We start from the raw sequence: 25,527 nt of genomic DNA, 5'->3' as shown, positions 1-25,527 counted from the left end.
AATGAGTAGTTTTGAAAAAAAGTTAGATTTCCTTTCCTCGCACCATATCTGTACGCAAGTAGCCGTTTTGTTGCAGATTTTTTGAAGAAATTAAAAAATACCGTCATTCCCTTGTGGAACAGCGGTATCTTTCTCAATCATATCTGCTATGTCTGTTGTCATTTGTTTAATTTTTAATTCCTGCTTTTCTGTTAGTCTTGTATGTCTGTCGATTTCTTCCAGATAATTTGCTCCTGTTTGCTTTTCAATCTCTTTTATCATCAATAAAGAGGGCATGACCTGTCTTTCTAACCAACGTTTTGTTTTATCCATATTGACAGCAACAGGCGTCATAATAAACGGAAGTGAAGTCGTTACATTATCTAAAAATATATCCCATAAAATATAAACGGGAAAATCTATCTGTGTGAGGATAAGGCTTGCTATGGTCTGTTCGGGATTTCTTGAAAAAACAAGTTGTTCTATCGTTTGTTCTGCTTTTCCACTTTTTAAACGAATTTCAAATCGGTTCTTAATGTCTGTTTTTATACCTTTGCTTTTTTGTTCCTTTTCTTTTTCATACAAGCAAAAGTAAATAGAACTATTCTTTGAACCGATATAAAAAGTTTTTGCAGTATCTCCATGTGTACCCGATAATTTTCCGCTGTCTACTGCTTCATGGGTTCTTGAACGTTTCCATACCTTGTTGGCATAATAACGTTCCCTTAGAATTTCTATATCCAGCAATCCGCCCATATCATTGACCGCCAAATCTATGCGTTTAAAAACACCTTGATAATCTATACAACTGCTTAAAAAGTAATACCAGTCTATCCCTCTTGCCTGTAAAACATATTCCAAGTTTCGACACCCCATACCTCTTAATTCCAATAAAACACCCATAGAACTATCTTTAGAAGCATTTACACTAATATCCCCATAGATATACTGTTCTTCATAACCAAACATTCCGTAATCTTCATGTATAAAATATTCGCTTTTCATTGCCAGTACATTTTTTATAATTTCCAATGCGTCTGTGGTAGGAAAACGAACACGCAGATAGTCAATCGTTAAAGTGAAAGGCTGTGTACAATTACAATAATCAAGATAATGTAAAAGTATATGTTTCATTTCTTTACTGGCTTTTGTTTTTCCGTTTTCAATTTCATTTAAGTTCTGCCTGCTAATTTGCAATTCCTGTGCCAGTCGTGATTGAGAATAATCACAGGCATTTCTCTTTTGCTTTAATGTTTCAATAAATTCTATATCATTCATGCTTCATTCCTCCAATCAAAAAAGGCATATACTCATAGGAGCATACACCTTGTATCTTATATTTATTTTCTATTGATATGCTGTTTTAGACCTGTCGGGTAAAAAGAATATGGTGTGAAGTGAAATAAGTTCTTATAACCTTATAAATCGTTGCATATCAGCAGTTTTGTATTTATTTTTTCTCTTGTCTTTTGTAATAGTACCCCCCTGTTAGATAACGGGGGCTTGATAATCGCTCGCCATAGGCTCGCTCACAGACGAAGTGAACCATTCCCTCGCCAGCAAGCTGGCGTGGCTCTATGTCTTCGACAGCCACCGCGAATGGATCACTTCGCCTATTATGCTTTTTCGCTCTAACTTTTAATCTACCAATCAAATTATACCTCTAATGTACGAATTAAATTTACCATTTCAATAGCTCCTTGTGCACATTCAGAGCCTTTATTTCCTGCTTTACTACCAGCTCGTTCTATCGCCTGTTCAATCGTATCTGTCGTAAGAACACCGAACATAACAGGTATTTCGGTATTTAAACTGATTTGGGCAATTCCCTTTGATACCTCACTACACACATAATCATAATGGCTTGTACTGCCTCGAATAACTGCCCCTAAACAAATAATCGCATCATATTTTTTACTTTTTGCCATTTTAGACGCTATCAACGGTATTTCAAATGCTCCCGGAACCCAAGCCACCTCTATATCCTTTTCGCTAACATTTTCTCTTTTCAAATTGTCTAATGCTCCTGCTAATAGCTTTGAAGTTATAAACTCATTAAACCTTGCTACAACAATACCTATTTTAATATTTTCTGCCACTAAATTGCCTTCAAAAGTATTCATTTATTTTTCCTCCATATTCAAAATGTGCCCCATTCGGTCTTTCTTTGTTTTCAAATAAAAACTATCATAAGGATTTGCTTCTATTTCAATCGGTACTCTGCTTGAAATTCTCATTCCATAATCTTCTAACTGATAAACTTTATCAGGATTATTTGTAAGTAAATGCAATGATTTTATTCCCAAATCTCTTAAAATCTGTGCTCCAATATAATATTCTCTTAAATCGCCTTGAAATCCTAATGCAAGGTTAGCGTCAAGGGTATCCATACCGTTATCCTGCAAATGATAGGCTTTTAGTTTATTGACAAGTCCGATACCTCGTCCTTCTTGTCGCATATAAAGCAATACACCTGAACCATTTTCTGCAATCATTTTCATAGCTTTATCTAACTGCTGTCCGCAATCACAGCGTAAAGAACCAAAAACATCTCCTGTTAAGCACTCTGAGTGAACACGACATAACACATCGTTTCCATTATCCAAATTTCCCATAACCAATGCAATATGATGTTCTCCATTCAGTTTGTTGATATAACAATGTGCTTTGAATTTTCCGTATTTTGTGGGCATTTCTACAATCGAAACACATTCTACAAGTATATCATATACTTTTCTATATTCCTGTAATTCTTTAATTGTGAGGGTAGGTATATGGTGTGTTTGAGAAAATTGAATTAAATCAGGTGTTCTCATCATTTTCCCGTTTTCATTCATGATTTCACAGCATAAGCCACATTCTTTTAATCCTGCCAACCTCAATAAGTCAACAGTTGCTTCCGTATGTCCGTTCCTTTCCAGAACACCTCCATTTTTTGCAATCAGAGGAAACATGTGCCCCGGTCTACGAAAATCAAAGGGATTTATATTCTCAACCACACACATACGAGCCGTCAATCCTCTTTCTTCGGCAGAAATACCTGTTGTAGTATCCTTATAATCAATAGAAACCGTAAAGGCAGTTTCATGGTTATCTGTATTATTTTCAACCATAGGGGAAAGCATAAGTTGGTTAGCTAGACTTTCACTCATAGGCATACAGATTAAGCCTTTTGCATAAGTCGCCATGAAATTAACATTTTCTGTTGTAGCCGATTGTGCCGAACAAATCAAATCTCCCTCATTTTCTCTCTCTTTATCATCCATAACCAAAACAAGTTTTCCCTCTTGTAACGCCTGCAATGCCGCTTTTATTTTTTGATATTTCATTATTCCTTTATCCTTTCTGTTAAAATCCATATTGGCATAATAACTCTTTCGATAACTCCGTTTTATTGCTGTTGTCTATGAGTTTCTGCACATATTTACCTAATATATCATTTTCAAGATTAACCATATTCCCAATTTGTTTATCCTTGAGAACTGTTTGCTCTAAAGTATGTGGGATAACGGATACTAAAAAGTCTGTTTTCGATACTTTTGCGACAGTAAGACTAATACCGTCAATAGCAATCGAGCCTTTTTCGACAATTAAATTTAAGATTTCTCTTTTCGTATTGATTTGATACCACATAGCATTTTTCTCTCTACGCACAGAAGATATTCTGCCTGTTCCATCAATATGCCCTGTAACAATATGACCGCCCAACCTGCCATTCATAGGTATAGCTCTTTCTAAATTCACACAACTTCCATGTTTTAATAGACTAAGAGCTGTTCTATTCCATGTTTCATTCATCACATCAACTGTGAAAGACTGGCGATTAAAACAAGTAACTGTAAGGCAAATGCCATTTACTGCTATGCTATCCCCTAAATGTATATCTTCTAATATTTTTGAAGCCTTAATGGATAGTTTACAGTTACAAATATCTTTCTGTATTTTTTCTATTTTACCGATTTCCTCTATTATTCCTGTAAACATGAATAAATCACTTCACTTTCTATGAGATAATCATTTCCTACTTGAGAAAAAGCATACGGTTTAAGCATAACGGCATCATCAGGAAAAGCAACCCCTTGCCCGCTTACAGGACTTTTTGCACTCCCACCAAATATTTTGGGTGCTATATAGACTTGCACCTCATCGACAATTTGTTGTTCAAGAGCACTCCAATTCATTGCACTTCCGCCCTCTAAAAGCAGGCTATCTATCTGCATATTTCCTAAACATTGCATTAAATTCATTAAGTCAATATGATTACCTTTTTTCTTTGTATGAATAATTTCACAACCGTATTTTCTATAAAGACCTATCTTACTTTCATCACTAGAAGAAGTAGCAATATAAGTCTTAATATCATTCGCTGTTTTTATAATTTTTGATGTAATGGGTGTTCTTAAATTTGTATCACATACGATACGGATAGGATTTTTTCCATTCTCTAATCGGCATGTCAGTAAAGGATTATCTTGAATAACAGTATTGACTCCTACCATGATTGCAGTAACCTTATGCCGAAGTTGATGTACCTGTTTTCTCGCTTCTTCTCCACTTACCCATTTTGATTGATTTGTATAAGTTGCTATCTTTCCGTCTAGTGTCATTGCATATTTCATAAAAACATAGGGAATGTGCTTTGTAACATATTTTCTAAAAACTTTGATTAACTGCTGGCACTCTTTTTCTAAAATGCCCACATCAACTTGAATATTGTTTTTCTCAAGTATTTTTACACCTTTTCCAGACACAATAGGATTACAGTCTAAAGTTCCAACGACTACTCTTGTAATGCCACTGCCAATAATTATTTCTGTACAAGGTGGTGTCTTTCCATAATGACAGCATGGTTCAAGTGTTACATAAAGTGTTGATCCTATAGGTGATTCCCTGCAATTTTTAAGTGCATTTCTTTCAGCATGCATTCCACCAAAAGTTTCATGGTATCCCTGTCCTATAATCCGATTATCTTTTACAATTACTGCTCCAACCATAGGATTAGGATTGACATAGCCAGCACCTTTTTTTGCCAATTCTATTGCTAATTTCATGTATTCTGCATCGCTCATTTTTACACCTCCAAAAAAATACATGCCTTGAATAAAAGCTATCCAAGACATGCAAAAGAGGATTTATGCGATTAAATAAAATGCTCCGAAACGATACGAAATCATTTCAGAGCACGCAAAAAAGCATAAATATACTTTCATCTTCTTTCATCCAGACTATACTGTCGGCTTTGGAATTTCACCAAATCATGCCTTTCGGCTCGTGGGCTGTACCACCGGTAGGGAATTGCACCCTGCCCTGAAGATAGTTATTCAATTACAGACAATTATAATATTTGACATTATTTCTGTCAATAGAAAGTTTTTTCTCATTCGTCAAATACAATAATTTGCAAGCAGGTAAACACAGGTTATTTCTTAATATCCTTTTGTTTGGGAAACTCCTCGTTCCCATTTACTTATGGCCTTGTCGGTAATATGTAAATATTCTGCCAGTTCTCTTTGAGACATATTTCTTTCCTTCCTTTTTCTTGCAATAAAACAGCCTGTTTTCATAGCATCCATAAGTCCCCTCCTTTCATCTCATAATATATCGTAAACTGATAAATCAGTAAACCGACTGATAGTTTACTCATTTGTAAGTTACCATCTACGATTATTTCATTAAATTCAAATTATCGTTCAAACGACAAATATCTCATTGAAAAGTCATTCTGCCAAAATCACCTTCTACAAGCATTCCATATTCTGTTCCTTCCAGTGCAAATTTTACTATACTTATTATTAATTCAAAAGCATACGTTCAAACTGCTTCTTAATTAAAAAAAGCTTAGAAGATACTTTTCTCCTCTAAGCCTTTATACTTTATCACAGAATGCTTTTTACCTTATTTTTTCCTCATGATCAAGAGGCCTTTTTCTCTTTAATCGTACCTTATGAGTCTTCCTACTACTCTTTACATATTTTCCGATTTTTTGTCGCTGTATATCACGGTCTTAAATTCAATGACAATTGCTCCTTTTAGACCATACATTTTGCCACTTAAAAACTTTCCATCATTTCTACTGTATTAGGACTTTAATAAAATCATTCAAAAAATAGTGGGCCACAAAGTGGGCCATTTTTCAAAAACTTATATGAATTTATATGGAGTTATATCCGAGTCAAAAATCCGCTAAATGCTCTAGCTATCAGCATTTAAAGGCTTTTAACGACTTATACGGACATACATGAAATCAGGCAAATAATAACGATACCTAATTTCATTTCTGTCCTTCCCTATTCAGAAATCTTCGTCTGATAAAGATTTCTGCCTTTCTCTATTTTCTTTCACAGAGTTGCATCTCTTTTCTGCTGTCAGATGCAGTTCTGTGAACATGCATTCTTACATCTTAGTCTATCATATCTGTGCAGGTTTGCCAATAGACACCCTGCGTTCCTTTTTCTTTTTTTCTTCTTTTTGTGACTTTTTACTTTTTTCACTTATTGATACATTTCTTCTCTTGTTTCCATTAAAATGACCATCCCTTCACCAAAAGCAATGACCGCTTCCTCCCCGTCAATCTGATTACTCACACAAAGGCTGTCGTAAGGAACAAGAGTGTGATCTGTCAATGGGTATTTTGCTCCACGAATATAGAGATGTCGGACTTCTCCTCCGAGTGGAAATAAAGAGAAATATTCCCCATAGGTCTCTGATTTTTTCAACCGTACTTCTCGTTCCACGACCCGGATCCGATTGTGTCCGTCAATGATCTCTGCCGGAATTCCTGACCGTGCAGGAATTGAAAGAACCTGAATGTTCGCCATCACATGATCCAGCCTCGTTCCGGTTCCTCCGAGAATCGTGATATTTCCGTATCCACTCTCCACTGCATATCGCACGGCAATCTCTGTATCTGACGCATCCTTGACCGGATTAAACTCCCGGATAGGAATCTCTGTCCACTCCTTGTACCAGACGATAATCTCAGGTGCAATACTGTCAAAATCTCCTACAATATAATCCGGCTTGATTTTGTGCTTATAAAAAAATTCCAGTCCCCGGTCAACCGCGATCAGAAATGCAGACGATTGTTTTTTTAAAATGTCCAGTGCAAGATTTTCTTCCACTGTGCCGCCGCTGATGATCACAACATGTTGTCTATTCATAACCTCTTAAGATCTCCATCATATTTTTTGTATTTTCTGCAGCATCTCCACGGAAAATAGCAGAACCTGCCACAATCACATTTGCCCCTGCTTCCAGCACTTCTCTTACATTCGTTGTATAGATTCCACCATCCACTTCAATATCTGCGGTTGAGTTGACACGATCAAGCAGTGCTCTCGTCTCTCGAATCTTCTCCAGAGAAGATGGGATGAAAGACTGACCTCCAAATCCAGGATGTACACTCATGATCAATACCATATCTACCAATTCCACATATGGCTCCAGTTCTGCCACCGGTGTGTCCGGGCAGATTGAGATTGCCGCTTTCGCCCCACATGCTTTGATTTTCTCCAGTGTCGCTTTCACATCACTGCACGCCTCCAGGTGAACGGTGATAATATCTGCCCCTGCTTTCTGAAATTCTTCTACATAGCGAATTGGCTCTTCAATCATCAAATGCACATCAAAAATCTGATCCACTGCGTTTCTGATGGATGCCAGTACCGGCATTCCAAAAGAAATACTTGGCACAAACTTTCCGTCCATCACATCAAAATGAATGTACTGTGCTCCTTCCCGCTCTGTCTCTTTCATCTGTTCCCCTAATTTTGTAAAATCTGCCGCCAATATAGACGGAGCCAAAATCATTTCCATGTTAGTATCTCCTCTTCTCCTGTAATTCCTTATACATCTCTAAATAATTCTGATACCGCACTTTGTGGATCTCTCCAGCTTCCACCGCTGCCTTGACCGCACACTTCGGCTCATGAATATGGTCGCATCCCTGGAATTTGCACATTCCTTCATAATATGTAAATTCCGGAAAATAATATTTCAATTCTTCTTTTTCAAATTCATTCACATACAGCGAACTAAATCCCGGAGTATCCATAATATAGGAATCCTCATCAATCGGAATCAGTTCCGAATGTCTTGTCGTATGCTTTCCGCGGGCAATCTTCTTGCTGATTTCCCTTGTCTCCATCTTCGCCTCCGGCTGAAGAATATTGATCAAGGAAGACTTGCCCACTCCGGAAGGTCCTGCTACCGTTGTTGTCTTTCCTTTTAAAACCTCTTTTACAAGCGCAATATTTTCCTCTTTTTTTGCACTCGTAAAAAGGATCTGATAGCCACACCTTCTGTAAATTTCCTGCAATTCCTGAATCTCTTTTTCTGTTGCAATATCCTGCTTATTGAAACATAACACCGCCGGAATCCCTTTTGTCTCCATCATGATCAAAAATCTGTCTAACAGATTGAAGTGTGGCTTTGGATCCGTCACTGCAAAGACAACAAGTGCTTGATCGATATTTGCTACTGCCGGACGGATCAATTCGTTTTTCCTTGGAAAAATCTGAATAATATTTCCCGTCTTCTCTTCCTCACTCAGGCAGTCGATCTCTACATTATCTCCGACGAGTGGTTTTCTCTTCTCTTTTCTGAAACTTCCTTTTGCCTTACATTCATAAATACCGAATCCTACTACATGAACGTAGTAGAATCCGGCAATTCCTTTTACAATCTTACCCTGCATGAATTTTCCCTTATCCATTTATTTATCTGGCTTCCGGGCACAAATACACAGTACTGTACCGCTTTTGTTCCTTCAAACTAATGCCCGGAATTTCCTTCCTGGCCAGTGGTATTTCCATCCGTGCTGCCGCTATTGTTATCTCCGCTGCCATTATGATCTGTGTTTCCATTGTTATTTCCATCGGTAGGCGGCTGTTCTGCCGGACCGTCACTGATCCAGATTTCAACCGTTGCTCCTTTTTCCAGTTCATCCCCGGTATTCGCACTGGCATAAAATACAGATCCTTTTTGATTTTCATTTGGCTCATGATAGATGACCGGTGTCAATCCGGCTGCCTGAAGTTGTGCCTTTGCATCCGCCTCTGAAAGACCGATCACTGCCGGCATTTTTGCTTTTTCTTTTCCTTTGCTGACTGTATAACCGACACTTCCTCCGACTTCAATCTTATTTCCACCTGCAATATCCTGGGAAATCACAGTCCCTGCCGGTTCATCGCTGTACTCTTCCTTTCTGTCCCCGGCATATAATCCAACTGCTTCTAAAGCTGCAATCGCATCAACTTCTGTCTTTCCTGTAATTTCCGGTACGGCCACTTTCTCAATTGGCTCTTCGCCTTTACTTACCTGCATGCCTACTTCTGTACCTTTTGCCACCTTGGTTCCCGGCTCGTAAGTTGTGGAAATAACCTCTCCCTCGGTATACATCGAACTATACTCATAGGTGACAGAAACTTTCAGTCCCAGCTTTTCCAGTTCTTTCTGTGCTTTATCCTGGTTCAGTCCCTTCACATCCGGCATGGTCACTTCTTCTTTTTTCTTCCCACTGCTTACAACAATCTTGACTCTTGTATTTTTCGCTATTTTTGTACCTGCTTTTGTTCCCTGTTCCATGACATAGCCTTTTTCATATTTATCAGACTCTCCGCCATCCACAAGTTCATATCCAAGATTTACTTTGTTCAGAGCCTCAATCGCATCTGCCTGTGTCTTACCGACAACATTTGGCACTTTTACTTTATCTTTTGAATCTTCTGTGACAAATCCCAGACCAGATCCAAAGATTCCTGCCGCCTTTCCTGCCATCATGATCACGAAAAATGCAATCAGAACTGCAACGACAATCATCAGAATCTTGATCAGCTTGTTCATCCGCGGATTGACATCTCCATTTCTTTTCCGAGATGTTCCTCTTCCATAGTCATCCTCGTCATAATCATCGTCCTGATCATACTCATCATCGTAGTCATCGTCATAGTCATCATCATAGTCATTGTCATAATCATCATACTGCTCTTCATCATAATCATCATCGTCATAATCGTCATATCGTCTTGCAGATATATTATTCATCTGAAGTTTCTGAAGTTCTCCTTCTGATAACATGACCGTATCGGAACCCGGTACTCTTCTGATCCGCACAAAGTCTCCTTCCGGATCCACGAGCGAACGTTTTAAATCAAGTACCAGTGATGCCACATCTGGATAACGGAATTCGGGCCGTTTCTGTGTACATTTCAAGATAATCTGCTCCAAACTATACGGCAGCTCTGGCACATACTCCGCCGGAGATACGATCTCTTCCTGAAGATGCTTTACCGCAACTGCAACTGCAGTATCCCCGTCAAATGGAAGTCGACCCGTCACCATCTCATACATTGTAATACCAAGTGAATAAATGTCACTTCTTGCATCGCTTGCAGCTCCTCTTGCCTGTTCCGGCGATGTATAGTGCACCGATCCAAGTACGGTAGAACTCATAGTGTTTGAGTTCGCTGCTTTTGCAATACCAAAGTCAGTCACTTTCACTTTGCCTTCTTTGGAAATGATCACATTCTGCGGCTTAATATCTCTGTGGATAATATTCTTATTATGCGCCGCCTGAATTCCATTTGCCATCTGAATTGTAATGCTGATTGCCTCTTTTGCGGAAAGTCGTCCCTTTTTCTGGATGTACTGTTTCAGTGTAATTCCTTCCACAAGTTCCATGACCATATAATTGGCACCTTGATCTTCCCCAACATCGTACACATTTACTACATTTGGATGCATAAGACCGCCTGCCGCCTGCGCTTCACTTGTAAATTTCTGAATAAATGAATCATCCTCATGAAATTCTTTCTTTAACACTTTTATCGCAATAAAGCGATTCAATTTATGGTCTTTTCCTTTATAAACATCTGCCATTCCCCCGGCGCCGATCTTGCCGAGGATCTCATACCTGCCATTTAACATGGTTCCTTCATTTAACATATACTCACCTCATCTGCCAATGGCTCAATCACAACAACCCCTATATTATCTTTTCCGCCATTTTCATTTGCTGTTTCGATCAGATCCTCTGTAATCTCCACAACATCCCTTCCACTCTTTACAATCTGGAATATTTCTTCATCTTCTATCATATTGCTGAGTCCATCCGAGCACATCAAAATGATGTCCCCTTTTTTCAGACTGTGTTCGAAAAAATCTGGTTCCACTCCCTCTTTTGCTCCGATTGCACGCGTAATAATATTCTTATCCGGATGATTCCTTGCCTCCTCCGGCTTGATTCCCCCAAGGCGCACCATCTCTTCTACAAGGGAGTGATCTTTAGTCAACTGTGTGATTGTATGATTGATCAGATAAAGTCGACTGTCCCCCACATTTGCGAAATAAATCATGTTATGTACAATCGTGGCAACAACAAGCGTCGTCCCCATTCCTTCTAACTTGCTGTCCCTTTCTGCCATCTCAATGATCTTCTCGTTTGCTTTATATATTGCCTGTCGGATAATGTCCTTGATATTGGTCTCCGTGCTCTCCTCTATTTCACGTTCCAATATCTCAACGGTACACTTGGATGCACGATCTCCGGCATTATGTCCCCCCATACCATCAGCCACTGCAAATAAATTTGGAAGTTTTCCTACCGGTTTCGTTCTGGCATAGACATAATCCTGGTTCGTCTCCCTTTTTCTCCCCACGTCTGTCTTAGAAAATGTTTTCATGATGTTCTCCTTTACTTCCATTTGTTTCAACATAACGCTTTCTTAGTTGTCCACAGGCTCCATCAATGTCAGAACCCATTTCTCTTCTTATAGTAACATTTATTCCGCTTTTTTCAAGTTTATTTTTAAATTTCTCAGCCGCCTCCCTTGTCGGTCGCTCAAAATCACGTTCTTTGATCGGGTTGACCGGAATCAGATTGATATGGCAGTTTTTATGAGAAAGAAGTGCACTTAATTCTTTTGCATCTTCCTCGGTATCATTCACTCCATGAACAAGACTATACTCGAAAGTCATTCTTCTTCCTGTCTTCGCAAAATATATATCACACGCTTCCAGCACTTCAGAAAGTTCATACTTATTCGCCACAGGCATCAGTTTCTTTCTTTTTTCCTGTGTGGATCCATGAAGGGATAATGCCAATGTAATCTGCAAATGCTCTTCTGCCAGCTCCAGCATCTTTGGCACAATTCCACAAGTAGAAACCGTCACATTTCTCTGACTGATATGAAGTCCGTGCTCATCAGTCAGCATCTGAATAAACTTTAATAAATTTTCATAATTATCCAACGGTTCCCCAGTTCCCATCACTACAACATTTGCAACACGCTCACCGGAAATTCTCTGAATCTGATAGATCTGCCCAAGCATTTCTGACGGCGTGAGATTTCGCTCAAGTCCTCCGATCGTCGAGGCACAAAACCGACATCCCATCCTGCAGCCAACCTGGGAGGAGATACAAACAGAATTGCCATGCTTATATTTCATGAGTACGCTCTCTACCACATGTCCATCACTTAATCGGAACAAAAACTTATTTGTCCCATCCATTGCGGACACCTGTCTGTCAAGCATCTCCACCTCCCGGATCTCATACTGGCGTGCAAGCTTTTCTCTGAGTGGTTTAGATAGGTTTGTCATCTCATCGAAAGACCGCACAAGCTTTACATGCAGCCATTCATAAATCTGTTTTGCGCGAAATGCTTTCTCTCCAATCGATGTCATCTCTTCCTTCAACTCTTCAAACCGGAAAGATCCGATATCCTTTTTCTCCTGTTTCATAACTACCTCTTACTTTCTCTTCCTTCTGAACTTTGCAATAAAAAATCCGTCACTGTCATGGACTCCTGGAAGAAGCTGAAGACATCCTTCTTTGACATCCTTTTGAAGTTCTCCACAGAGAAATGGTGTAATATCCTCTGCTTCAAATTCTGGACTATTGTCAAGAAACCATCTCACATTTTCCAGATTCTCTGCCGGATTGATCGTACATGTACTATATACGAGCGCTCCGCCCTCCTTCACATAATTTTTCACTACTCCAAGAATCTCCCTCTGGAGCTTTGCAAGACTTTCTGTCCCTTCCTTTGTCATCTTATATTTCAGATCTGTCTTTTTTGCCAGAACCCCTAATCCAGAACATGGAAGATCTGCGATTACAATATCCGCTATCCGCTCAGAATCTTTATCAAAAACGGTAGCGTCCTTCTGCTCTGCCCTTATATTTTGGAATCCAGTCCGGCAGATGTTTTCCTCGATGAGTCCTACTTTATATTCTGTAAGATCTCTCGCTGCTACCATGCCACTGCCATCAAGCAAATCTGCAATGTGCATAGACTTCCCTCCCGGAGCCGCACAGACATCTATCACCTGATCGCCTCTCTGTGGAGCTGCAATCTCTGCAACAAGCATAGAACTGATATCCTGCACCTGAAATGCTCCATCCCGGAAACTCTCCAGCCCGCCAAGATGATCATATCCGCTAATTTTCTTTGCATAGGAAAGATATGGATGTGCTTCCACCTTCACACCTTCTTTCCGGATTCTCTCTGTCAGCTCCTTTTCGGACTGTTTCCGAAGATTGCAGCGGATCACTGTCGGATGTTCCTCCAGAAATCCTTTCAGCATCTTCTCAACAGTCTCCGCACCATACTCGGAAAGCCACAGTTTTACCATCCATTCCGGTATAGAATAATGAATGGAAAGCCATGATACAGGATTTTTTTCTTTCTCCGGATAACGGATCTGATCCATATTTCTTGCAATTGTGCGCAACACCCCATTGACAAATCCCTTTAGACTACGAAACCCTTTTTTCTCCGCCAGCTTGACTGCCTCATTGCAGACAGCAGAATCAGGAACGCCGTCCATATATTTTAATTGATAGACTGCGCTCCTAAGAATCGTCCGGATGACCGGCTTCATTTTATTTACTTTCACATTTGAGAACTGATTGATAATATAATCGATCTCAATCATTCTCTCCAGCGTTCCTTCCACAACTCTCGTGATAAAGGCACGCTCTTTTTTATCTAAATACTGGTATTTCTCCAGCACATTTCGAATGGCGATATGGCTGTACACTCCATCCCTTGTAATTTCAAGAAGAACACCGAGTATCAATTCCCTATCATCTGTCATTTTCGCCATTTCCTCTTCCTCCTGTGATCAATATGATACGGATCAGCTGTAAGATTGCTGACGCAGCACTCGCGACATACGTCAAAGCTGCTGCACCAAGTACTCTCTTTGTACCGCTGATCTCATCCGGATAGAGCATTCCGCTCTCTCCTAAAATCCGAATTGCCCTGCCAGATGCATTAAACTCCACCGGCAGTGTAACAATCTGAAACAATACGGATAATGAAAATGCCAAAATTCCGATCTGGATCAGAAGACTAGAAGAATTTCCGGAAATAAAAAGTCCAAGAACGATCAACGGCCATGCGATAGTCGATCCAAAGTTTGCCACTGGAACAAGTGCACTTCGGATGTTAAGAGGTGCATATCCGACCGCGTGCTGGATGGCATGTCCGCACTCGTGCGCTGCCACACCAACTGCAGCAACCGATGCTGAACTATACGTACTGTCCGACAGCCGTAACACTTTATTCCTCGGATCATAGTGATCCGTCAGATGCCCGCTTACCCGTTCAATTCGTACATCAAAAATTCCTGCTCCCCTTAAAATCCTTTCTGCCGCATCTCTCCCGGTCATCCCGGAATGATTTCTCACCCGCTCATATTTGGCGTAAGTTGTCCGCACCCTTGCAGATGCAAGCATGCAGAGCAATACTCCTACAATCACAAGCAGGTATGTTGGATCAAAATACATTGGATAATATGCTCTATACATTTTCTCGCTCCTATCTGATAAAGACTTCTTCGTGTAAACTGCTGCTTTTTACAGCTGTCAGAATCATTATATACGAATTTCCCTTAGAAATACTTTATTTTATAGTTTTTTAAGAGAATCTTTATCAATTTCTCAAGTTCCTCTCTCCAAGATCTTCCTATCCTAAGATTTCTCCCGCTTTGATCTGATATCCTCTTAAAAATGCTCCTGCATCCATTCTCTTTTTCCCCGGAATCTGTAATTCCAAAACAGTCAGAAGTCCTTCTCCTGTCTGCACGGAAAACCTGTCTTTTGCGACTGCTGTGATGGTACCAGGTTCTGGATGTTTTGCTTCCTCTGACGCCATTTTCTCTTTTTCGCCGCTTTCATCCGCCTCAGTATCTGCAAGCCAGATTTTCATAACTTTCTGGTTCCAGTATGTATAGGCGCTTGGCCACGGATTCAACCCTCGAATCAGACGCTCAATCTTCTCTGCCGGCTGCTTCCAGTCAATCTCTCCCATCTGTTTTGTCAGCATCTTTGCGTAATCTGTCGTCGTTTCCCCTTGCTTTTCAGCCGGAGCTGTTCCTTCTTCCAGCCTTTTCAGTGTTTCTACGCACAGCGCCGCACCCGCTTCTGCAAGCTTGTCATGCAGGCTTCCACCTGTCTCTTTTTCATCCAAAATGACTTCTTTTTTCAAGATCATATCACCAGTATCAAGTCCCTCATCCATCTGCATCGTTGTCACACCTGACACCTTCTCTCCGTCAATGACTGCCCACTGGATTGGCGCTGCCCCACGGTATTTTGGAAGCAGTGATGCATGTACGTTAATACACCCATAAGGTGTCAACTCCAGGATGCTCTTTGGAAGGATCTGTCCGAATGCAATGACAACAATGACATCTGCCTCATACGATTTCAACACTTCCACACACGCTTTCTCACGGACTTTCACCGGCTGATACACTGGAATCTGATGGCGGATAGCCGCCTCTTTTACCGGAGTAAACTGCATCTCTTTTCCTCGTCCTTTTGGCTTATCTGGCTGCGTGACCGCAAGCACGACTTCATGACCTGCCTCTACAAGTGTCTCCAATGTCCCCACCGAGAATTCCGGTGTTCCCATAAAAATGACTCTCATCACATTTCCTCCTAGTCTTCTTCGTAATACATATCTTCCAGTTCGCCTTCTACTTTTTCTACATACAAATGCCCATCCAGATGATCGATCTCATGACAGAATGCACGGGCAAGAAGTCCTTCTCCCTCAAGTACAATTTCTTTCATATCTTCGTCAAATGCACGCACTTTGACATAATTCGGCCTTGTCACCACACCGGATTTTCCTGGCACACTTAAGCATCCTTCTTCCCCGGTCTGCTCTCCGGAAGTCTCAATGATCTCCGGATTGATCAGGAGAATCGGTCCTTCTCCCACATCGATCGTAACGATTCTCTTTAACACTCCAACCTGTGGTGCGGCAAGTCCAACTCCCATCGCATCATACATTGTATCAAACATATCATCGATCAGCACTTTTGTACGAGGGGTTACTTTTTCTACTTCCTTGCAGACTTTTGTCAGCACGTCATCTCCCATTTCACGAATCTTTCTAATTGCCATTTTCTTTCTCGTATGGTGTATTTCCTATAAAACTACGCCATACTCTCCTTTCTTTCCATTTTTATTCTTATATATTTTATCATGCTGTAATTGAGCTCACTAAAACACACTCATCGGATTCAGATCAAACTGTATCCAAAGATTTTGAAATCCACTGTTGATCTCTATATATTGTTCCAGCTGATCCTTTAGGAACACAAGTACTGCTTCCTGCTCCGATTTCAGATAAATCACTCTGCGATAAGTATCCCTGACCTTCCCGACATACGGACTTGCGGGTCCGATCAGCTGCACAGAGGTCCCTGCCCTCTCACACTTTTTGCAGCATGTTTCCGCATAAGCCTTCAGATAGTGACATGCTGTCTCAAGAAGTTCTTCCTCCTTACAGGAAACGAGAACTGCCATAAGCTGACTTGCCGGAGGGTATCCCATCAATGCGCGATAAGTCATTTCTTCCTGAAAAAACTGTTCATAATCCTGCTTTGCCGCTGCTACAATACTATAGTGTTCCGGACTGTATGTCTGGATCACAACTTCTCCGGCCTTCTCTCCTCTCCCCGCTCGGCCTGCCGCCTGCGTCAGAAGCTGAAAGGTTCTCTCTCCGGCCCGGTAATCGTCCGCATAGAGCGACAAGTCCGCCGCAAGAACTCCGACCAGTGTCACATTTCCAAAGTCATGTCCTTTTACGATCATCTGTGTTCCCACAAGAATATCTGCCTCCCCGCTTGAAAATGCAGCAAGGATCTTCTCATGTCCGTCTTTCTGTTTCGTCGTATCCATATCCATTCGAAGGACTTTCGCCTGCGGAAACTCCCGCAGAAGCAGTTCTTCGATCTGCTGGGTTCCCGCACGGAATCCTCCGACATGGCTGGATCCACATTCCGGGCAGGATGTCACCATCAGCTGTTCATACCCACAGTAATGACATACAAGTTTCCCATTCCTGTGAGAAGAAAGCGACACATCACAGTGCGGACATTTCACGACATGACCGCAGGAACGGCAAGAAATAAATCCCGCGTACCCACGGCGGTTCAAAAACAGCATAATCTGTTCCTTTTTCTTTAACCGGTCTTCCATCAAACTGCGAAGTGCATCACTGAAAATAGACCGATTCCCCTTTTCCAGCTCTTTTCGCATATCTGCCACTGTCACATGTGCCATCGCTCTTTGCTTTGCCCGTTCCGGAAGTCTGAGCAAACGAAATTCCCCAGTCACCGCTTTATAAAACGCCTCCATCGACGGCGTTGCGGAGCCAAGCACAACACTTGCCCCCTCCATCGCGGCACGCGCGATCGCAGTCTCTCTCGCATGATAACGTGGTGTCTGTTCACTCTTATACGTTCCTTCATGTTCCTCATCGATGATGATCAGTCCCAGTCTCTCAAATGGAGTAAACAGCGCCGAGCGGGGACCGATCATCACATTGATCTCTCCCCTCTTCGCCCGGATCATCTGATCATACCGCTCCCCTTTCGACAGCCTGGAGTTGATGATTGACACCCGGTCGCCAAATCTCTGGTAAAACCGCATGACCGTCTGATAGGTCAAGGCAATCTCTGGAATTAGAACGATCGCCTGCTTTCCTTCCGCGATCACATGCTCGATCATTTCCATGTAGACTTCTGTCTTCCCACTCCCAGTCACACCATACACGAGATAAGTTCCCCGTTTTCCCCGGCGATACTCTTCACAAAATGTATGGATTGCCGCCTGCTGTGCCTCAGTATAGCAAAACGACTGTTGCTTTGTTCGCTTCGCAGTCACCGGATTGCGGTACACAACCTCGGCTTCTATCTGAAGAATTCTCTGCTCTTCCATCGCCCGCAGCACCGCCGCTGTAACTTTCAGCTGTCTTGTGACATACTCATACGGAAGAATAGGACGATCTAACAGCGCTGCAACAACCCTTGCTCTGGCAGTTTGATTTTTTGAGAGAAAATACGAAAGCCTTTCTTTTGCTTCCCTTCTGTCAAGAAGCAATCGAATGCTTCTCTGCTCTTTTTGTTTCTCCTGCTGCTTGATCGGAAGAACCGTCTTTAACGCCTGTATCATTGTTCCACCATAATGTTCCTTCATCCATGCCGCAAGCGCCACCAGCTTTGCCTCAATCGCAATATGATTCTGGATGATCTGTATGATCTCTTTAATCTTCTCCGGATCGTAATTACATTTTTCAGAGAATCCAATCACATATCCCTTTGTCTCACGATTTGCTCTGCCGAACGGGATCAAAACTTCCATCCCAGTCTGCAGCCGTCCTTCCATCTCTTTTGGAATCCGGTATTGAAAGATCTTATCTAATTTTTCATGGGTAATATCTACAATGATATCTGCGTACATTTACTGCTCCCGTTCTCTTTCTTCTGCCAGAATATCCGCAATCAAGTCCCGCTCATCCATCGCATACTTAACTCCTTTGATCTCCTGGTAATCTTCATGTCCCTTTCCTGCCAGTACGATCACATCTCCCGGCTGTCCGTTGACGATCGCATAGCGGATTGCCTCCTTCCGGTCACAGATCTCCACATATGCTCCATCTGTCTTCTTCATTCCAATCTTAATATCATCAATAATTTCCTGCGGTTCCTCAAACCTTGGATTATCTGATGTAATGATCGTCAGATCTGCCAGACGACCAGACACTTCTCCCATCTCATAGCGGCGCGTCTTGGAGCGGTTTCCTCCACATCCAAACAGACATACCAGACGCTTTGGATGATATTCCTTCAAGGTGGTCAGAAGGCTCTCAAGACTCATCGCATTGTGCGCATAGTCGATCATCAACGTAAATTCATCTGAAACTTTGACCATCTCAATGCGCCCTTTCACTTTCGCTACTTTCAGCGCTTTTTGAATCTTCTCTGACGGTACATTAAAGTGTCTGCACACTGCAATGGCTGTCAGCGAATTATACACGCTGAACGTCCCTGGAATATCAATCTCCACATCAAAATCCATCAGACCTGCTACGTGATAGGCTACCCCGAGGTACCCCGGTCTTGTCACCAGTTCTGCATGTTCGGCGCGAAGATCTGCCTTCTCAGAAAATCCAAATGTTTCTATCTCACAGGTAGCCTCTCGGAATACATCTTTAAAATAGGGATCATCTACATTTGCAATCCCGATCTTACACTGTCTGAAAAGCAATCCCTTACATCTCTTATAGTCTTCAAAATCCTTATGTTCATTCGGTCCAATATGATCTTCCCCCAGGTTTGTAAAAATTCCGATTTCAAACGGAATTCCTGCCGTCCGATGCAGCATCAGCCCTTGTGAGGACACTTCCATCACAACTGCATCACACCCTGCATCGACCATCTTCCGAAAATATTGATGAATTGTAAAAGACTCCGGAGTCGTATTGACCGCCGGGATCACCTCATCCCCAATGATTGCCTCAATCGTTCCGATCAGACCTACTTTATGTCCGACCTCTTCCAGAATGGATTTGACCATATAAGTTGTTGTTGTCTTCCCCTTTGTTCCTGTAATTCCGATTACTTTCAACTGTTCTGCCGGATATCCGAAATATGCAGCCGATGCAAGTGCCAGTGCATATCTCGTATCTTCCACACGGATGACGGTCATATGCTTTGGTGCCTCCACATCCTTCTCCACAATGACTGCTGCCGCACCTTTCTTTCCTACTTCTTCAATATACTGATGTCCGTCTGATACAGCTCCGCTGATGCAGACAAAGACACTGCCTTCTGTTACTTTTCTGGAATCATTTGTCAATTCCGTAATTTCTATCTCTTTTGTTCCCTGCACAACTTCATATTGTAAACGTTCTAACAATGCTGTTAATTTCATGCGGTTTCCCTCCTGACTTTCTACATACCGCTTTGCGATATGGATAACAGTTATAGAATAACACACTCGGATATAGTTGTAAAACAGTCTTCCTCTATTTCCTTTATTTTAAGAAGATTCCCAATGGGGAATTTTGTCCTCCTTTACAAATATCTGAAAAAATGATATAGTTGCGTAATAATAAAAAGGAGGGATAAGCATTATGAAAGAACTGATCACCTTTGTATTAAAACCACTGTCTTTTCTGCCGGCACTGGCAATTATGTATATAATCTATTCTTTTTCCGGTCAGACCGGGGAGGAATCAGGAAATTTAAGTTATGAAGTAAGTGTAAAAATTGTAGAAATCGGAAATCAGGTTCTGGATAAAGAACTTCAGGACTGGGAAATTTCTGAAGTTGCCGCCAGCATCGAATATCCGGTCCGCAAACTTGCACATATGAGCGAATATTTCATCCTCGCTGTCGCAGTGTCCTTCCCGTTTTACGTCTACGGTTTGCGCGGTTTTCCGCTTATGGTCGTCGCCGGACTGATCTGTGTCGGATTTGCCGCAGGGGATGAATATCATCAATCCTTCGTAGATGGGCGAGGACCTTCTGTGATTGATGTAGGCATCGACAGTATCGGTGTATTCTTCGGAATTTTAACTGTGCGGATCGTCTGCTTTATCTTTCTTGCACCTGCACGCATGTTGGAACGGAGACGGCGCCGCCTGGAACGAAAAAATGCCAGACGCAGCCGAACTCCCCGAAGATCTTACGGCTCCTACGAATGCCGTTCTGCTCCGGCAAATCATTACCGATACAACTCTCCAGAACCTCGGGAATATTCCTCTTCCAGAAAGCGCCGTCGCTATGATGATGTGCTCGATGATGAATACGATGATACATTCGATTACAATGATTATTATGAGGACGATTACGAAGAGGAAGATTACCGAGAAGTCATGCGCTCCTCCAGGCAACGAAGAACAAACTCTTCTTCCTCAAGAAACATCTCTTTGGAAAACGAATGGTTTGGAGACCTTTTTGAAGAGCAGCTTGGCAATGAAGTAAAAAAATTTACAGAAAAGCATTGATCTTTTGTTTTCCTTTTTCTACTATTCTTTTTCTGGCGGGAGCAGCACTCCTCTCATCACTGCATGCTCCCCATATTTTTTCCGAATCTCATCTACCGCTTTTTCAAGCTTTTCATATTTTGTATTGCGGGCATCCTTCTTTTTTCTCTGAACCTCCTGCTCCATCTGATAATCAAATAGATTCATCTGCCGCGGTGCACTCTCATCTACCAGCTTTGATGTCCGGACTCCTAACAGACGAATCGGTCTTCCATCCCACAATTCTCGAAAAAGACTGCAGGCATTCTCATACAGAATACTATCTGAACTGGTCGGCATCCTAAGCTGCTTCTGATGAGAAACACTTTGAAATGTAGCATATTTGATTTCCACATTGACCATCCCCGCCTGCTGTTTTGCTTTTCTGAGTCTTGCACCGACACTTTCCGCCAACATCAGAAGTACTTTCTGAGCCTCTTCCTCACTTACCACATCCTGAGACAGTGTCGTTGAATTGCCGATTCCTTTTGCCTGTGTCTGCTCCTTTTCCACCTTGGAATGCGTAATCCCATTTGCAAATTCCCACAGCATCCTCCCATGACTTTTCATGTGCAGCTCCAAAAGTTGTGGATTCATTCTGGCAAGATCCCCAATCGTGCGGATCTCAAGCTTTTCCAACACCTCAACGCTTGCTCTTCCCGCCATATAAAGTTCTGAAACCGGAAGTGGCCACATTTTTTCTTTCACCTCATCTGGAAACAACGTATGCACCTTATCAGGCTTCTCGAAATCCGATGCCATCTTCGCAAGAAGTTTATTCGAGGAGATTCCAATATTCACTGTAAATCCAAAGGTCTTTCGTACCCGCTCTTTGATTTCCTCTGCCGCCGCAACCGGACCGGAAAATCGATAAGCAATCCCTGTAAAATCCATATAGCATTCATCAACACTGACCTGCTCAATCTCTGGTGTATAGCCCTTCAAGAATTCCATCAGTCTCTGACTATACTGTCTGTACATCTTATGATCCGGCGGTTCAATTACCAGTGTCGCACACTTTCTGAGCGCGTTTGCTACTGGTTCCCCAGTTCTCACTCCATACTTTTTTGCAGGGATTGATTTTGCCAGAACAACCCCATGTCTGGATGCTTGATTTCCTCCTATAATAGAAGGAATCTTTCGCAGATCAATCTCTGACCCGTTTTTCAATTTTTCCACCGCAGTCCAGCTTAAGTAAGCGGAATTTACATCAATATGAAAAATAATGGATGACATGTCTGCTCCTTTCCCTAGCCTATTAAAAGTACACTTTTTCCATCTCTGATCTCTTTATCATCTGGGATTTCAAAAAAATATTCCGCGCAACAAAAAGAGAACATCTGTACTGTTTCTATCATTGCACAAATGTCCTCTTTCGTCAACGAAAAACGGCTCCACATGCAGACTGCTTCCACAAATCGCTTCCGCTGATTGAATTCACTTTGTTAGGATCTTACCCACGCCTTGACTCTCGCCTTGAGTGCTCCATCTTCTACATCGATCAAGATTGTATCCTCCGCTCCGATTTCTCCGGAAAGAATCAACTTTGCTGCCAGTGTCTCTACATTTTTCTGTAAAAATCTCTTAAGTGGTCTTGCACCGTACATCGGCTCATATCCGCCATCCACAACAAATTGCTTTGCAGCTTCTGTCAGTTCTATCTTCACTTGAGAATCCTGCAATCTTTTATTTAAATCCTGAATCAACAACTCAACAATCTCGTAAATATCTTTCTTCGTCAGTGGCTTAAACATAATGATTTCATCCAGACGATTTAAAAACTCCGGCCGGAAGTGTGCCCGCAGATCATTCATAACGAGAGTCTCACTCTCTTCTTTGATTTCCCCATTCTCATCAATTCCATCTAACAAATACGTAGAACCGATATTCGATGTCATGATCAAAATCGTATTTTTGAAATCAACGGTACGTCCCTGTGAGTCTGTAATCCGACCATCATCCAATACTTGAAGCAACACATTGAATACATCTGGATGTGCTTTCTCAATCTCATCGAACAGTACAACAGAATATGGTTTTCTTCTCACCGCCTCTGTCAACTGTCCTCCTTCATCATATCCGACATATCCCGGAGGTGCTCCGATCAGACGTGACACGGAATATTTTTCCATATATTCACTCATATCGATCCGAACCATATTGCTCTCATCGTCAAACAGACTTTGCGCAAGTGCCTTTGCAAGTTCTGTCTTACCAACACCGGTCGGTCCAAGGAATAAGAAAGAACCAATCGGCTTTGTAGGATCTTTGATTCCTGCTTTGGAACGGATAATTGCCTCCGTCACTTTCGTCACACCTTCGTCCTGTCCGATCACTCTTTTATGAAGTTCTTCGTCCAGATGAAGGGTCTTACTTCTCTCACTTTCATTTAACTTCGCCACCGGGATGCCCGTCCAGCGTGAGATGATCCTTGCAATCTCATCCTCTGTGACACTTTCATGCACAAGTGTCATCGATTTTCCTTTGACACGTTCTTCTTCCTCCTGAAGCTGCTTTGTCAGCTGCGGTAATCTTCCGTACTGAAGTTCTGCCGCCTTTTCCAAATCGTAAGAACGCTGTGCTTTCTGTATCTCCTGATTGACTTGCTCTATCTCCTCACGGATCTTCTGCAAACGTTCCACAGATGTTTTCTCATTGTCCCACTGCGCTTTCTTTCCGGCAAATTCATCCCGCATCTCTGCCAGTTCCTGCTGCAAATGAACAAGACGCTCTTGACTGAGTCTGTCATTTTCCTTTTTCAATGCAGCCTCCTCAATCTCTAACTGCATGATCCTTCTTCGCAGTTCATCCATCTCTGTCGGCATAGAATCTAACTCTGTCTTAATTAAAGCACATGCCTCATCTACAAGGTCGATAGCCTTATCTGGCAGAAAACGGTCTGTAATATATCTGTTGGAGAGTGTTGCAGCTGCCACAAGTGCGCTATCTGTGATCTTCACACCATGAAATACTTCATAGCGTTCTTTCAATCCACGAAGAATAGAAATGGCATCTTCCACCGTCGGTTCATCTACCATAACCGGCTGAAATCTTCTCTCTAAAGCCGCGTCTTTCTCGATATACTGCCTGTATTCATCCAACGTTGTCGCACCAATACAGTGTAATTCACCTCTCGCCAGCATCGGTTTTAACATATTGCCGGCATCCATCGCACCATCCGTCTTTCCTGCACCAACAATTGTATGAAGTTCATCAATGAAAAGAATAATATTCCCAGCACTGTTCTTCACTTCTTCCAGTACCGCTTTCAGACGTTCCTCAAACTCCCCGCGATATTTGGCTCCAGCTACAAGTGCCCCCATATCCAGCGCAAAAATCTTTTTATTTTTCAGACCTTCCGGCACATCTCCTCTGACGATTCTCTGTGCAAGGCCTTCTACCGCTGCAGTCTTACCGACACCAGGTTCTCCGATCAATACCGGATTATTCTTTGTCTTTCTTGAAAGGATCCGGACCACATTCCGAATCTCTGCGTCACGCCCGATCACCGGATCTAGCTTCTGTTCTCTGGCTCGTTCTACCAGATCGCTTCCATATTTATTCAAAGTATCATACGTAGCCTCCGGATTGTCGCTTGTCACCCTCTGATTTCCTCGGACAGTAGAAAGTGCTTGAAGAAATCCTTCTCTCGTAATTCCAAATTCTCTGAAAATGGCCTTTAATTCCTTGTTTGGATACTTCAACAGAGATAAGAAAATATGCTCTACCGAAACATACTCATCTCCCATCTGTTTTGCCTCATCTTCTGCATGGATCAAAGCTTTGTTCAAATCCTGGCCAATGTAGATTTGTCCGCCCTGTACCTTTGTGCGTTTTCTTAATCCTTCTTCCACGCGATTGCTAAACAACTGCTTCTGAATCCCCATTTTCTCGATTAGATTTGCGATTAAACTGTCATTTTGTATGATAAGAGCATACAGCAGATGTTCCTGCTCTACCTCCTGATTGCCATATTCATAGGCAACTTTTTCACATCCTTGTACCGCCTGCAATGAATTCTGGGTAAATTTATTAATGTTCATCTTGTTACCTCTCTTTCTTTTTGTTCTATAATAGATATAACATATGTTGTTAGCCATGTCAATAGACGAGTGCTAACATTTTTAATATTTTTTTTGTAATCTCATCACAGAATATTTCTTTTTTCTGTATTATAGTATTTTTATCAACTTTTAAATGTTTTATTATGAAAAAG

General features: G+C 41.8%; 21 protein-coding genes and 1 riboswitch. Of the genes, 1 reads left to right on the top strand and 20 read right to left on the bottom strand.

The window, feature by feature from the left end; all coding sequences use genetic code 11:
- Positions 1-90 precede the first annotated feature (90 nt).
- The 18 genes from ACGG81_RS04410 to ACGG81_RS04325 all read right to left on the bottom strand — a co-directional run bounded on the left by ACGG81_RS04410 (position 91) and on the right by ACGG81_RS04325 (position 20,215).
- Complete coding sequence (locus tag ACGG81_RS04410) at positions 91-1,257, bottom strand: XRE family transcriptional regulator (protein WP_009320127.1); 1,167 nt, start codon at positions 1,255-1,257, stop codon at positions 91-93.
- Positions 1,258-1,634: 377 nt separating this feature from the next.
- Positions 1,635-2,102 carry a 6,7-dimethyl-8-ribityllumazine synthase gene (gene ribE, locus ACGG81_RS04405; protein WP_120090915.1) on the bottom strand — a complete coding sequence of 156 codons (468 nt, stop codon included), beginning with the start codon at positions 2,100-2,102 and terminating at the stop codon, positions 1,635-1,637.
- Positions 2,103-3,308: a bifunctional 3,4-dihydroxy-2-butanone-4-phosphate synthase/GTP cyclohydrolase II gene (locus tag ACGG81_RS04400; RefSeq protein ID WP_120090997.1), complete on the bottom strand. Its 1,206-nt coding sequence runs from the start codon at positions 3,306-3,308 to the stop codon at positions 2,103-2,105.
- Between the two features lie 19 nt (positions 3,309-3,327).
- Complete coding sequence (ribE, locus tag ACGG81_RS04395; RefSeq protein ID WP_120090913.1) at positions 3,328-3,963, bottom strand: riboflavin synthase; 636 nt, start codon at positions 3,961-3,963, stop codon at positions 3,328-3,330.
- Complete coding sequence (ribD, locus tag ACGG81_RS04390) at positions 3,948-5,048, bottom strand: bifunctional diaminohydroxyphosphoribosylaminopyrimidine deaminase/5-amino-6-(5-phosphoribosylamino)uracil reductase RibD (RefSeq protein WP_120090912.1); 1,101 nt, start codon at positions 5,046-5,048, stop codon at positions 3,948-3,950. Before ribD ends, ribE (ACGG81_RS04395) begins: the two co-directional genes overlap by 16 nt.
- A gap of 135 nt (positions 5,049-5,183) precedes the next feature.
- A riboswitch (FMN riboswitch) is annotated at positions 5,184-5,298 on the bottom strand.
- A gap of 107 nt (positions 5,299-5,405) precedes the next feature.
- Entirely contained in the window at positions 5,406-5,552 is a 147-nt protein-coding gene (locus ACGG81_RS04385; RefSeq protein WP_291682100.1) for a helix-turn-helix domain-containing protein, read from the bottom strand.
- A gap of 918 nt (positions 5,553-6,470) precedes the next feature.
- Positions 6,471-7,139 (bottom strand): thiamine diphosphokinase, encoded by a 669-nt coding sequence (locus ACGG81_RS04380; RefSeq protein ID WP_016439302.1) that lies wholly within the window; start codon positions 7,137-7,139, stop codon positions 6,471-6,473.
- A complete protein-coding gene (gene rpe, locus ACGG81_RS04375) occupies positions 7,132-7,794 on the bottom strand; it encodes a ribulose-phosphate 3-epimerase (RefSeq protein WP_117576373.1) in 663 nt (220 codons plus the stop codon). The genes ACGG81_RS04380 and rpe overlap by 8 nt, the downstream gene beginning before the upstream one ends.
- Position 7,795: 1 nt before the next feature.
- Positions 7,796-8,674, bottom strand: coding sequence for a ribosome small subunit-dependent GTPase A (gene rsgA, locus ACGG81_RS04370; protein WP_390110338.1), 879 nt, complete (start codon positions 8,672-8,674; stop codon positions 7,796-7,798).
- 77 nt (positions 8,675-8,751) lie between these two features.
- A complete protein-coding gene (gene pknB, locus ACGG81_RS04365) occupies positions 8,752-10,923 on the bottom strand; it encodes a Stk1 family PASTA domain-containing Ser/Thr kinase (protein WP_016439304.1) in 2,172 nt (723 codons plus the stop codon).
- On the bottom strand, positions 10,917-11,660 hold the full coding sequence (locus tag ACGG81_RS04360; protein ID WP_009262850.1) for a Stp1/IreP family PP2C-type Ser/Thr phosphatase: 744 nt from the start codon (positions 11,658-11,660) through the stop codon (positions 10,917-10,919). Before ACGG81_RS04360 ends, pknB begins: the two co-directional genes overlap by 7 nt.
- Positions 11,644-12,720, bottom strand: a complete 1,077-nt coding sequence (rlmN, locus tag ACGG81_RS04355; RefSeq protein ID WP_270665903.1) for a 23S rRNA (adenine(2503)-C(2))-methyltransferase RlmN — start codon at positions 12,718-12,720, stop codon at positions 11,644-11,646. The genes ACGG81_RS04360 and rlmN overlap by 17 nt, the downstream gene beginning before the upstream one ends.
- A gap of 9 nt (positions 12,721-12,729) precedes the next feature.
- Positions 12,730-14,088, bottom strand: a complete 1,359-nt coding sequence (rsmB, locus tag ACGG81_RS04350; RefSeq protein WP_390109797.1) for a 16S rRNA (cytosine(967)-C(5))-methyltransferase RsmB — start codon at positions 14,086-14,088, stop codon at positions 12,730-12,732.
- The gene (locus tag ACGG81_RS04345) at positions 14,069-14,794 is read right to left on the bottom strand and encodes a zinc metallopeptidase (RefSeq protein ID WP_009262853.1); all 726 of its coding nucleotides are present in this window, start codon (positions 14,792-14,794) and stop codon (positions 14,069-14,071) included. The genes rsmB and ACGG81_RS04345 overlap by 20 nt, the downstream gene beginning before the upstream one ends.
- A 157-nt stretch (positions 14,795-14,951) precedes the next feature.
- Positions 14,952-15,917 (bottom strand): methionyl-tRNA formyltransferase, encoded by a 966-nt coding sequence (fmt, locus tag ACGG81_RS04340; protein WP_009262854.1) that lies wholly within the window; start codon positions 15,915-15,917, stop codon positions 14,952-14,954.
- A gap of 11 nt (positions 15,918-15,928) precedes the next feature.
- Complete coding sequence (gene def / locus ACGG81_RS04335) at positions 15,929-16,399, bottom strand: peptide deformylase (RefSeq protein ID WP_008976361.1); 471 nt, start codon at positions 16,397-16,399, stop codon at positions 15,929-15,931.
- Positions 16,400-16,498: 99 nt separating this feature from the next.
- A complete protein-coding gene (gene priA / locus ACGG81_RS04330; protein ID WP_390109792.1) occupies positions 16,499-18,742 on the bottom strand; it encodes a primosomal protein N' in 2,244 nt (747 codons plus the stop codon).
- Positions 18,743-20,215 carry a UDP-N-acetylmuramoyl-L-alanyl-D-glutamate--2,6-diaminopimelate ligase gene (locus ACGG81_RS04325; protein ID WP_008976363.1) on the bottom strand — a complete coding sequence of 491 codons (1,473 nt, stop codon included), beginning with the start codon at positions 20,213-20,215 and terminating at the stop codon, positions 18,743-18,745.
- Positions 20,216-20,417: 202 nt separating this feature from the next.
- Here ACGG81_RS04325 and ACGG81_RS04320 point away from each other — a divergent pair, with 202 nt between their 5' ends.
- Positions 20,418-21,293, top strand: coding sequence for a VanZ family protein (locus tag ACGG81_RS04320; RefSeq protein WP_390109789.1), 876 nt, complete (start codon positions 20,418-20,420; stop codon positions 21,291-21,293).
- A gap of 21 nt (positions 21,294-21,314) precedes the next feature.
- Here ACGG81_RS04320 and ACGG81_RS04315 read toward each other — a convergent pair whose 3' ends face one another.
- Both ACGG81_RS04315 and clpB read right to left on the bottom strand, forming a co-directional pair.
- Positions 21,315-22,547 (bottom strand): DNA polymerase IV, encoded by a 1,233-nt coding sequence (locus tag ACGG81_RS04315; protein ID WP_390109786.1) that lies wholly within the window; start codon positions 22,545-22,547, stop codon positions 21,315-21,317.
- A 209-nt stretch (positions 22,548-22,756) separates the two neighbouring features.
- On the bottom strand, positions 22,757-25,354 hold the full coding sequence (gene clpB / locus ACGG81_RS04310; protein ID WP_009262858.1) for an ATP-dependent chaperone ClpB: 2,598 nt from the start codon (positions 25,352-25,354) through the stop codon (positions 22,757-22,759).
- Between the last annotated feature and the right edge of the window lie 173 nt (positions 25,355-25,527).

The sequence above is a fragment of the Faecalimonas umbilicata genome, from assembly GCF_042846195.1.
Lineage (GTDB): Bacteria > Bacillota > Clostridia > Lachnospirales > Lachnospiraceae > Faecalimonas > Faecalimonas umbilicata.
Note: the sequence above shows the minus strand (reverse complement) of the source record. Positions and strands in the feature narration are given on the sequence as shown.

Excerpts from the sequence above, each read along its gene's own strand:
- ACGG81_RS04410 (WP_009320127.1), bottom strand. The coding sequence starts at position 1,257 with ATGAATGATATAGAATTTATTGAAACATTAAAGCAAAAGAGAAATGCC.
- ribE (WP_120090915.1), bottom strand. The coding sequence starts at position 2,102 with ATGAATACTTTTGAAGGCAATTTAGTGGCAGAAAATATTAAAATAGGT.
- ACGG81_RS04400 (WP_120090997.1), bottom strand. The coding sequence starts at position 3,308 with ATGAAATATCAAAAAATAAAAGCGGCATTGCAGGCGTTACAAGAGGGA.
- ribE (WP_120090913.1), bottom strand. The coding sequence starts at position 3,963 with ATGTTTACAGGAATAATAGAGGAAATCGGTAAAATAGAAAAAATACAG.
- ribD (WP_120090912.1), bottom strand. The coding sequence starts at position 5,048 with ATGAGCGATGCAGAATACATGAAATTAGCAATAGAATTGGCAAAAAAA.
- ACGG81_RS04385 (WP_291682100.1), bottom strand. The coding sequence starts at position 5,552 with ATGGATGCTATGAAAACAGGCTGTTTTATTGCAAGAAAAAGGAAGGAA.
- ACGG81_RS04380 (WP_016439302.1), bottom strand. The coding sequence starts at position 7,139 with ATGAATAGACAACATGTTGTGATCATCAGCGGCGGCACAGTGGAAGAA.
- rpe (WP_117576373.1), bottom strand. The coding sequence starts at position 7,794 with ATGGAAATGATTTTGGCTCCGTCTATATTGGCGGCAGATTTTACAAAA.
- rsgA (WP_390110338.1), bottom strand. The coding sequence starts at position 8,674 with ATGCAGGGTAAGATTGTAAAAGGAATTGCCGGATTCTACTACGTTCAT.
- pknB (WP_016439304.1), bottom strand. The coding sequence starts at position 10,923 with ATGTTAAATGAAGGAACCATGTTAAATGGCAGGTATGAGATCCTCGGC.
- ACGG81_RS04360 (WP_009262850.1), bottom strand. The coding sequence starts at position 11,660 with ATGAAAACATTTTCTAAGACAGACGTGGGGAGAAAAAGGGAGACGAAC.
- rlmN (WP_270665903.1), bottom strand. The coding sequence starts at position 12,720 with ATGAAACAGGAGAAAAAGGATATCGGATCTTTCCGGTTTGAAGAGTTG.
- rsmB (WP_390109797.1), bottom strand. The coding sequence starts at position 14,088 with ATGGCGAAAATGACAGATGATAGGGAATTGATACTCGGTGTTCTTCTT.
- ACGG81_RS04345 (WP_009262853.1), bottom strand. The coding sequence starts at position 14,794 with ATGTATAGAGCATATTATCCAATGTATTTTGATCCAACATACCTGCTT.
- fmt (WP_009262854.1), bottom strand. The coding sequence starts at position 15,917 with ATGAGAGTCATTTTTATGGGAACACCGGAATTCTCGGTGGGGACATTG.
- def (WP_008976361.1), bottom strand. The coding sequence starts at position 16,399 with ATGGCAATTAGAAAGATTCGTGAAATGGGAGATGACGTGCTGACAAAA.
- priA (WP_390109792.1), bottom strand. The coding sequence starts at position 18,742 with ATGTACGCAGATATCATTGTAGATATTACCCATGAAAAATTAGATAAG.
- ACGG81_RS04325 (WP_008976363.1), bottom strand. The coding sequence starts at position 20,215 with ATGAAATTAACAGCATTGTTAGAACGTTTACAATATGAAGTTGTGCAG.
- ACGG81_RS04320 (WP_390109789.1), top strand. The coding sequence starts at position 20,418 with ATGAAAGAACTGATCACCTTTGTATTAAAACCACTGTCTTTTCTGCCG.
- ACGG81_RS04315 (WP_390109786.1), bottom strand. The coding sequence starts at position 22,547 with ATGTCATCCATTATTTTTCATATTGATGTAAATTCCGCTTACTTAAGC.
- clpB (WP_009262858.1), bottom strand. The coding sequence starts at position 25,354 with ATGAACATTAATAAATTTACCCAGAATTCATTGCAGGCGGTACAAGGA.